The 11,019-nt window shown below is 37.8% G+C and carries 5 protein-coding genes and 2 pseudogenes; 5 read left to right on the plus strand and 2 right to left on the minus strand.

The window, feature by feature from the left end:
• Complete coding sequence (locus SANK73390_RS19935) at positions 1-900, minus strand: TIGR02285 family protein (protein ID WP_462768091.1); 900 nt, start codon at positions 898-900, stop codon at positions 1-3.
• Positions 901-1,138: 238 nt separating this feature from the next.
• On the opposite strand from SANK73390_RS19935, the gene SANK73390_RS19940 reads away from it, so the two are divergent.
• From SANK73390_RS19940 to SANK73390_RS19960, 5 genes and pseudogenes are all read left to right on the plus strand, one after another.
• Complete coding sequence (locus SANK73390_RS19940) at positions 1,139-1,732, plus strand: dienelactone hydrolase family protein (RefSeq protein ID WP_462768092.1); 594 nt, start codon at positions 1,139-1,141, stop codon at positions 1,730-1,732.
• Positions 1,733-1,755: 23 nt separating this feature from the next.
• On the plus strand, positions 1,756-2,712 hold the full coding sequence (locus SANK73390_RS19945) for an acetoacetate decarboxylase (RefSeq protein ID WP_462768093.1): 957 nt from the start codon (positions 1,756-1,758) through the stop codon (positions 2,710-2,712).
• 24 nt (positions 2,713-2,736) lie between these two features.
• Positions 2,737-4,980, plus strand: coding sequence for an NAD(P)-binding protein (locus SANK73390_RS19950; protein WP_462768094.1), 2,244 nt, complete (start codon positions 2,737-2,739; stop codon positions 4,978-4,980).
• A gap of 98 nt (positions 4,981-5,078) precedes the next feature.
• The gene (locus SANK73390_RS19955) at positions 5,079-7,316 is read left to right on the plus strand and encodes a TonB-dependent receptor (RefSeq protein WP_462768095.1); all 2,238 of its coding nucleotides are present in this window, start codon (positions 5,079-5,081) and stop codon (positions 7,314-7,316) included.
• A 78-nt stretch (positions 7,317-7,394) separates the two neighbouring features.
• Positions 7,395-10,083, plus strand: a pseudogene (locus tag SANK73390_RS19960) (ATP-binding protein).
• Between the two features lie 466 nt (positions 10,084-10,549).
• Here SANK73390_RS19960 and SANK73390_RS19965 read toward each other — a convergent pair.
• A pseudogene (locus SANK73390_RS19965) lies at positions 10,550-10,700 on the minus strand (IS110 family transposase); the annotation flags it as partial.
• Positions 10,701-11,019: the final 319 nt, after the last annotated feature.

Raw genomic sequence — 11,019 nt, forward strand, 5'->3', positions numbered from 1 at the left:
TTATCCCTCAGGGGCTGTTAAATCAATATGCGTGAGTTTGCTTGTTAATGTAGGCTGCAATTCAGTTGGCAGCCAATAGAGCATGGTATCGCTAAATCGGCGTTGAGATTTTATGGCTTTTAAAGCGATGTTCAGATCTGCAATTGCCAGCTCTGTTTTGGGGGTTTTGGTACAACCAACATACCCCCTTGAAATACTTTGTGTTTCTTTGATGGTTAATTGGGTTAAGCGATAGTTATTGTCTAACAATTGCTTTAAATGATAATGCTCGCTAGGGTAGCCTAACACTAAATCAACGCGATTTTTTAATAGCATACCAGTTAATCCAATGAGTGGATCTTTGCCCGGGCGAGAGACTATTTGGTCTGAAGAGGCTGTATTGACAATATCATCAAGTGTACTCCCAAAAGAGCGATTGGCAGATACGCCAAGCATAAGCTGGTGGCGACTCATTAAGTCACGAATTGAGACTTGTTGCCCCGGCTCTAAACCTAACCTTTTTAACGTGTGGCGCCTTACTGCAATTGAAGGAGATAACCCAATAGTAGAGCTTTCAAGGGTGTAGTTAATATGCTTTGCTCTTTTTGCCGTCTTAAATAGCGATACCATACAGTAAGCATTGTTAGGGCTTGAAAGCTCATGAATCGCTCTGCTTGCTGGCAAGGTTACAAATTCAAACTTGTAGGTAGGCATGACTCTTTTTAATAGGCTAATTACGCGCTCATCTCTACCCAAACCTTTTTTTGCACCTTCTAATATATAATACGGTGCAAAGTCGATATAAATCCACGTGATAGTTTTTGCGCTGATACCACTTGACCACAGGAGAATAAAGGGAATACATATTCGCAGCATTAGTTTACCTGACTGTCCACTGAGGTCTAAGTGTAGCAAACTCAAAAAATTAGAGCTTGCTAGAATGTAAATAATCACTCTTTTACATTTTACAAATTAAGTCCGCCTGCTAAATTTAAACAGTCAACCGCATAAGCAGGTTCAGCCTACAAACCTCATTGCTAATGGATATGCACTACGGTCAGGTATGTAACAGTTGATATACTGCAAAGTAACCAATTGATATAATAATGGGTTGGCCTACATAGTATAAGCACTACCACTTATAAAAAGGATGGAAATTATGGTAACGCTAATTATCAGTGATATTTTTGGACATACGGCCAATTTAGACGCCTTTGCGAATGAACTCAGTGGTGAGGTTGCTATCTGCTCTCCTTATCGAGTTAAGCAATCAGTTAGGCAAAAAACTGAAGACGAGATTTATGAGCAATTTAAAAATACAATCGGCCATGATGGCTATATGGCTAAAGTTGAAAAAGCGATTGGTACGCACCAACCAGATTTGATCATTGCTTTTAGTGCAGGCGCTGTCGCTGCATGGCGCGCGATTGCAAACATGCCGCATACGTTACCTAATAAGTTAATTGGTTTTTACCCCAGTCAAATAAGAAACTACCTTCATGTTCAACCAAAATGCTTCGTTGATTTATTATTTCCTCATCAAGAATCACATTTTGAATTAACACCCGTTATTAATACACTCAAGAAAATGTCTTGGGTTGGCTGTACCCGAACTAGATACAATCATGGGTTTATGAATGCTTTGTCGAATCAGTTCAACAAATATGCATACCTTCACTATACTCATTTTTGTGAGCAACAAATTGTGACACTTCAACAGACGCTTGATCAGGAGCAGATTGAAGTGGATTAACTGTAAACACTAAGGAAGATACGATGAGCGAAGAGCAATATGGGAAATATCAACACTTTTTAGGCAACCCTATAGCAAAACCCCCTTGTAGAATGATTAACGCAATGATGTATGGATTTTTTATTAAAGGCACACATGTTTGTATTCAAAGTTATGTTGATCAAACACTCAATAGTGTTTCAAATAGTGAGTTTAGCTTTAAAGCCCTGTCATCGTATTGCTTGCTTACTTTTACAGATATCGAAAATATAGCATCGAAGGTGGAGCCTTTTAGAAGTTATGGCTGGATGCAAGAAACCGACATTATTATTTGGTTACCGATTGCTCAAATTGATAATACAACACTTAAAATGACGCACCTTTATTGGTATCCAGCTTTTATTACAGTAAACAATATTAACGCGCTCGTAAATGGCCGAGAAACATGGGGTTACAACAAGTACCAGTGCCGCTATGAAATGCCTAGTTCACACAAGCAAGCGGATCACTTTTCGGTGAGCTTAGAGACCTTTAATCCATTTACTCCAGATACAAAAATGGGTTGGCATGAACTGTTGACTATAGATCGATTTTCAGACGGTGATAACTGGTTTGAAGAACTTTTTGAAATAGGACATGAAGTTGCTGATCTTCTTCACTCCAGTTGTGATGAAATTAATATTAGTAGTGAGTTATTAAAACAATTTTTATCTGGCTTTACCCATCCTCAAATGGATCAAATTCTATTTAAACAATTTCCAGATGGCTTTGCAGATAATGCGGTTTACAAAGCGGTCGTTCATTCACCATCAGAAATAAAGCAAATACATAAAATGGGTTTTTTGAAGGATGAATTTAAGGTGACTATTAATCGTTTAGATGCTTTTCCTCTAAATGATATGTTTGGAATTGATATAGGTGAGCACATAGCAAAACTGCCTTACTATGTTTGCATGAACTTTGATCAAGATGGCGCCTTCGAAATAGTTAATGGTGCGTAAGTTTTAACAACAAGGAATCGGGTTATGAGTCAAGAAAAAATAGCGATACTTGGTGGTGGTGTATCGGCAATGACTGCTGCTGTTTATCTAACAGAACAACAGAACTGGCAGCAAAAATACGATATTACTATTTATCAATTAGGCTGGCGGTTGGGTGGTAAAGGAGCCAGTGGTAGAAACTCACAAATGGGTGAACGGATAGAAGAGCATGGACTACATGTTTGGTTTGGCTCTTATGTAAACTCATTTCGTGCCATTGAAAATGTGTATAACAATTTAAATCGGCCAAGTAATATGCCACTCAGTACATGGAAAGAAGCGTTTAAACCTCATAGCTTTGTGGTGCTGCAAGAATATATAGATAATGATTGGGAAACTTGGCCGATTGAGTTTCCAGTGCTTGATGGAAACCCTGCGGATGCAACGTTAGATTTACATTTTTGGCAGCTAATTGAAATGGCTGTAGCTTGGCTTAGAAAATTTATTGAGACTTTAGAAGAAGAAGTTTCTAAACATCATAAAATAACGAAGCTTCAGACAACCAAGCGAAGAGATAGAAATTTATTGCAGCATTTATCATCACAGATACGTCAAGCGTTCGATGATGTTGAAGATGAAGTAGAAGACTTTTTTCAAAGTACACATGATGAGCTGAGAGAAATTTGGTCTACGCCTTCAATACTTAGTCAGCAGTTGCAAAGACTTGTTAATTTGAGAGCAGCTGATAAAGACTTAAGTAATGCTAAAGACCGCTTAGTTGTATGGTATTTAGTGCGTAAATTAAAGCGCTGGCTAAATAGCGAAGCAGTCGAGCTATTAGATGATAACCCCAATATTCGTCGTGCTTATATCTGTGCGGATCTTGGTATAGCGGTATTGATAGGTCTGATAAAAGATAAGGTATTTGCTAAAGGTTTTGGCTCAATCAATAACATAGATTTTAAAGCATGGCTTAAAAAAAATGGTGCTAATAAAGAGTACACTGTTGAGTCAGCCCCAGTTAGAGGTTTTTATGATCTAGTTTTTGGCTTCGTTGATGGTAATTTTGAAGAAGGTGATGTAGAGGCAGGAGTTGCAACACTTGCGATGCTTCGTTTAATGCTTTGCTATCGTGGCGGTGTTATGTGGAAAATGCAAGCCGGCATGGGAGATGTGATTTTTGCGCCTATTTATGAGTTGCTAAAAAGCAGGGGAGTTAAATTTGAGTTTTTTAACGAAGTTGATTCTTTGCTCCCTAGTGTTGACCAACATGGCAAGCACGTTGTGGAGCAAATTAACATTACTCAGCAGGTGACCTTAAAAGATGGATCGTACCAACCATTTGTATTTGTTAAAGGGTTACCTTGTTGGCCTAGTACTCCATTATTAGACCAAATCGTACCTGAACAAGCGGATAAAATTAAACAGCATAATATCAATTTAGAGTCATTTTGGTCTGATTGGTCAAGCGTTTATCAAAATGCCTTTGGCCAACCCCTACCTACAAAGTCATTGCAAAGAGGCGTTGACTTTGACAAGGTGGTTTTTGGTATTTCAGTGGCTTCACTGGTTCATTTATGCCCAGAACTCCTAGAGCTTGATGATAAACTGAGTGCGCAAGCAACAAAAGTAAAAACGGTAGCAACTCAAGCGTTTCAGGTATGGTTAAATCAAACAGACGAGCAGCTTGGGTTTAACTATTCCCCGCCAAGTGAAGAGCGACCAATTTTAAGTGGGTTCTCACAGCCATTTGATACTTGGGCAGCGATGTCAAATTTGATTAATGTTGAAGACTGGCCGAGTAATGGACCAAAAAACATAGCTTATTTTTGCAGTGCATTTGGTTGCGCTGATTATCCCCATCGTACTGATCATAACTTTCCGATTGAGCAAAAAGCGCAAGTTAAAGTTAACGCTCTAAATAAACTGCGGACAGAAATGCAACCGTTATGGCCTAGTGCTTATGATCAACAACAGTTTGATTGGTCTGTATTATTTGCATCAGGAAATAATATGGATGAACAACGTTTTGATAGTCAATATTGGCGTGTAAACGTAGACCCGAGTGAGCGTTATGTGCTGTCTGTTACTGATAGTAGTCAGTATAGATTATCCACGGATGGCAGTATATTTACCAATTTATATTTGACCGGTGACTGGATTCAAACAGGTGTTAACGCAGGGTGTGTTGAAGCAGCAGTTATGGCTGGAATGCAAACTTCTCGTGCAATATGTGGTATTCCTGCAAATATCAGTGGTGAAGATGGTTTTGAGCCAGACGGTACATAGAAAATTAAGCTTGTACCCCTTAGTATTTTGGTGGAGGATCTGCTAATGAGCTATACTTTTTTCACTAACTTAATGAAATGTAATAAAAGAGTAAGGATATGAAACAGACTCTCTCACTAAGCTTTGTATATGTTGCAGTATTGGGGGCTTTATCTCAGCCTATTATGGCATCTGATCAGCAAACCATTGAGATAATAGAAATCTATGCGCAAAAAAGAGCTCAATCTCTTGAGGAAGTTAGTATTGCAGTTACACCAATTAGTGCGGCGGAAATAAACCGTTCTGGTGTTAAAGATACGACTGAGTTGGGAGGATTTGTCACTAATATGAAGATAAGTCAAAATGCCGCTGAAGGTACTCCGCCTGCAATAAATATACGTGGTGTTGGTTTACTTGATTACAATACCGCCAATACTTCACCGGTTGCAATGTATGTTGATGGCGCCTCGGTGGGTTCGGCAAATAATCAATTAGTAAATTTTTTCGATATTGAACAAGTGGAAGTATTAAAAGGTCCTCAGGGTACGTTGTTTGGCCGAAACAGTACTGGTGGAGCTGTGTTAATAAGAAGTAGGCGTCCTGATTCTGGAACGTATGGCGAAGTGGAAGTTGGGGTTGGTAGTGATGATTGGTCAAAAGTACAAGGGTTTTATAATGCCAGTATTGATAATGAGTCGGCTATAAGGTTTGCAGTTAATCATGTGAAGTACGATTACACCTCATATAACCTGCACCCTACAGCTCCCGAAGCTCACATGGAGCAATCAGACCTTAGATTAAGTTATTTTGCGCAGTGGGATAAGCTAAGCGTTTATTTGAAAGCAAATTACAGCCACTGGAGTGGTATTGTTCAACCTGTTGGTAATATTGGTGTTAAAAATCCAAATACGGGGGCTGTCTGTACCCCAAACGAAGCTATGACTGGTCGCTGTGTAGATAACTTTGGTTTTAATGATGGCAGTGACGACTTTTGGGCTGTAAATGTTAATAATGATTCACCCCATCATAGTATTGGCAAAGGCTGGACGGCAGAGGTAGAGTATCAACTTAACGATAAGGCACAGCTTGTTTGGATAAATGCTTTTAGTCGATTAGACAGAGAGCATGCATTCAATTGCGATGGCTCTCCGGTAAATACATGTGAGGGAAACTTAGGTCTTAAAGCTGAGCTACTAAATAACGAAGTTCGTTATCAAAGTGAATACGCAAATGGTTACTTAACATCTGGCATATTTCAGTTAGAAGAACGACTCTATCAGGATAATTATAATGATATTCTTAGGGATCTTCGTGGTACGGTCAATGGTGCAAATTCGGTGACTTTTTTTTATGACAATATAATACGAAACAAAGTACTGGCCATATTTGCACAATATGAATGGCAATGGCGCACTGATACAACCGTCACATTTGGTTTAAGATATAGTGATGAGTCAGTAGATTATGACTCTGTTGCTCGTATTAATGCCGTCGTAGACCCTGGTGACTTGAATGGTGCTATGTTACCTTTTTATGACCTAGATGGTGATAATGATGATAGTGGTTGGTCAGGCCGTTTTGCGCTTAATCATCAATTAGATAAAAATAAATTACTTTATTATAGTTTTGCTAATGGTACTAAAAGTGGCGGCTACAATGGTGGTCTATTATCGAGCGCCGAGCAGGCTAAACAAGCAGATTATGGAACCGAAAGTTTAAACGCCCATGAAATTGGCGCAAAACTAACCTTCTCAGATAGTAGGGTAAGGTTAAACTCTGCGTTATTTTATTATGATTATCAGGATCAGCAGGTCTTTATGAACCAGCCATCAGAAACTCCTGGAGTCGTGCCTTTACAGTTATTGGAGAATGTTGGTGCATCTAAAATATATGGTGCTGAATCAGACTTATATTATGATATCAACAAACACATCGACGTACAGGTTGGCCTTGGCTATATTCCTCACGCTGAATTTGAAGAGTTTGTAGACCCAGCTGGCGTGTCGCTGACTGATAACCGCTTACCATTTACGTCAAAATTGAACGTTAATGCTCAGATTTCTTTCGCTCAGTACATCGAATTTGGAACGCTTACTACAACGTTAGGTGTAGATTATCAATCAGAGTATTACTTTGATCAGTTGCAAAATGATTATGCGAAGCAAGACGGTTATGCATTGTGGCGCTTTAATTCACTGCTTGATATGGGGCAATGGCAAGCCAATATTTGGGCAAAAAATTTATTTGATAAAGAATATAGTAACTTGAAGTTCGATTTAAGAAATTTTTTAGGTATGCTGCAAGACTTCAAAGGAGAAGGCCGAAGAGTTGGTCTCGATATTCGTTATCGATTCTAACGATAAAAGAAAAACGGATAAAAGTGTAGCTGTGCTTTTAATTTAAGCATATTAAAATCAAGGCATTATATGTGTTCAATGATACGACAAATTATCATACTTTCTGTGTTTGTGTTTTCAAACTACAGCTTTGCTGATGTTTTTGAGTATTCATTGGACAAACAAGGTGTTAATTTACACGATCATGCTCGGTTATTAATTTCGACCGAAAACGAACGGTTTCCAGATAACTTCCAGTCAGTCAGTAGTTGGGCCGATAACATGAAACCATTGTCTGCAAGGGCACTATTTTCTGGTCGTTATTGGCTCGTAACTCAAATAACCAATAAATCTAGCCTTGAAGAGCTGGTTTTGTACCCGTATAACACTGTTCTTGATAGTATTGAAACTAGAATTTACAGTGAGAATGGCGCAGTGCAACGTTATTTCTCTGGAGGAAAAAACCCTAATGAGTTTGCTTTTCATTATGGGAATATCGTCGAGCTTAAACCCAATCAAACATACTATTTGGTTACCGCTTTTGAGAGTGAATTCTTTTATACACCTACCAAGTTGGTGATCAAACCAGTTAAAGATTTTAACCAACTAGTCATTAAAGAAAACTTATTAATGACGCTTTGTTTTAGTGTCGGCATTATACTAGGCTTATATAACTTATTGATTTATATTGGTTCAAAAGATGCTACACATTTATACTTTGCACTATTTGCTGCAGTATGGGTATTTAGCTGGAGTCATTTTTTTCACATATCGGATCAATTATTTGGGTTTTATTCTGCGCACCTTCATTGGCTGGGGTTTTCTTTAGCACCAATAACTAACATTCTTTTTTATAACAGTTTACTCAAACTCAAAGAAGAGCATCCAGGCCTTTCAGTTACTTCTATTTGGCTTGGTATTATTTCTGCTTTGGGTTTACCATTTTGCATTTTATTTCCTGGATTCGGCTTTCTTTGGGCTACGGTTATGACTGGTAGTGCATTGTGTTTAGGTATGTATGTTGGCTTTTTGAGAATGCTAGAAGGTTTTAAACCTGCAAGATATTTTGTGTTGGCTTATATCGCAATGATGGTACCCAACATGATTGGCAATTTAACTAATTTAGGTATCTTACCTCCATCTACTTTAAACCTCTATCTACTTGGTCTTGTTGGTACTGCATTAGATGCAATGCTATTGGCATTCGCTGTGGCTGATAAATTTCGCTTAACCAGTGAAGAAAATATTGAGCTTAATAAAAACCTTGAAACAAAAGTGTTAAAACGTACTTATGAGCTTGAACAATTAGCATCACAATTAAGGGATGCAAGTGAATCAAAAAGTCGATTTTTAGCGAATATGAGTCATGAGATAAGAACCCCAATGACTTCTATTATTGGTTATGCAGATGGCATAATTTTAGGTGATATTAAACCTCAAGAAAGAAACCATGCAATCAGTGTTATTTTACAAAACTCAAGACATGTTTTAGGTCTGATAAATGATATTTTAGACATGTCGAAAATAGAAGCAAATAGACTTGAAATTGAATTGATGGAATCCGATTTGTTTAAATCTATTGCACATGTTGAATCTTTACTAGGGAAACAAATTAGAGATAAGGGGCTTGAATTTGACCTAAATTATCATTTCCCATTGCCTAATTACATTATTATTGATCCAACTCGATTGAGACAAATTCTCTTAAACTTGACTTCGAATGCGTTGAAATTTACTTCAGTTGGTAAAATATCTATTGATGTATCTTGTTCAGAAGATGTGCTAAAAAATCTCTGTAACTGATACAGGTATAGGCATGACATCAACGGAACAAAAAGAGTTATTTAATGCATTTTATCAGGCCGATTCTTCCACATCACGTAAATATGGAGGAACTGGTCTTGGGTTAAATATATCAAAAAATTTGGCAAACAAACTAAATGGTGACATAGCTGTCGCAAGTGAGGTTGGTTCAGGCACTATATTTACTTTAACTTTAGGGCTGTTTACAACGGATAAAACGAGTTGGATTAACAGTTTTGATGATGTATCAGTGAGCAAAAGTACAGATGATACTATTGCCCAGAATACGAGTGAGCAGCTTAAAGGTGACGTATTACTTGCTGAAGACCATAGTGATAACAGTAAATTAATTCAGCGTATTTTGGAGAGAATGGGGCTCAATGTTACTGCTGTTGAAAATGGACAGTTAGCTGTTCAAGCGGTGCTTGAAGATGAATTTGATTTAATTCTAATGGATATACAGATGCCTGTTATGGATGGAGAGCAAGCGCTTAGCTTTATTCAAGCAACGGGGTGTACAGCTCCTATTTTAGCTTTGACCGCAAATACTATGCAACATGAAGTTGATAGATACTTAAAGCTTGGCTTTACCGATCATTTAGCAAAGCCAATTGATAGAAATGAATTTAGTAAAAAGATTAGCCATTACCTACATATTTTAGTAGAGGATGACATTGATATTCCTAATGATGAATTTGAACAACTCAAGAGTCAATATATATCTGGTTTATATGAGCAAAAAGTGCAAATCCAAAATCAAATGAAATACCATGATATGGAAGGCTTAGGTAAGTCAATTCACGCTATTAAAGGGACTGCGGGAATGTTTGAATGTAATGAAATACAAAACATAGCAACGCGCTTAGATGGATTACTTAAAGAGCACAGTCGAGAGGATGAAATTCAGCCGCATATTGATGAGCTGATACATGCAATGGAGCAAGCTATGTTGACGGCTGAGCATGATAAAATGGCAGCAAACTAAGTTTGACTTTTAGACAGAAACCTATAATCGTGTATTGTTTTATAAGAGTTATCAAAGAACTTACCGATTGTTGAGTATAGTAATTCAGGCTAATACTTAGATCACACATTAATCATGTCTGATGTGATGAAGTAATATCATATATGGGTTCTTTGATTACAAGGCACTCGTTGATAGAAATTCAGGATTGTTCAAAACTATTGCCAAGGTCAATGGTTTAATCCCATTATGATTTGTCTTAATGAACTGTGCCAACTAGAACCCAATATCGACAGCCTGTTTATCTTGGAATTTTAAAAAATAGGTGCCTTATTTATTCGCAAAGCCAGACGCTTGTGCGTGACTTTTTTATTGTATTAATGCACGTTTGAGCGTCTAATAAATATAAGAGACTGGGGTCATTCATTTACCCAATTGATTGATACTCAGCTTTGTGTTCAGTCCACACAGTACCGTGACTAACTCTTTAAGCATCGAATGCAGTCTCTTTTTTAAGCATATAGTAAAGTATTCAAACCGAGTTTATGTGCAAGGGCTGTCAGTGCTTTGGTTTTGTTCATTCGCTTTTGTAATTTTTCAAGGTCTTTGTTGGCGTGATGATTATGTCGTAATAGCAATTAGGGCGCTTTGGAGAATACAAGTCACGCTTATTTACCTCAGATGGCTTCTACTTTAATGAAACAATACACGCGATTCTATGATTATTTAAATGACTGTGAAGTATGCTGACTGGGGCGGCGACAATATAGTAAAAAACTTAACGAGGATACATGGCGGGATCGCACTTTGTAAAAAGGCTTTAACACCCGCCTCTTTTCTTATCTAATAACGCCCACACTATCACTATCTACTTGTTTCTTATCATTTCGGCGGTTTTATCCGGTTTTATCCGGTTGTGAAGGCTGGAAAGATATCGAAGTGTTTGGACACAGCAAA

The sequence above is a fragment of the Pseudoalteromonas sp. SANK 73390 genome (assembly GCF_054966645.1).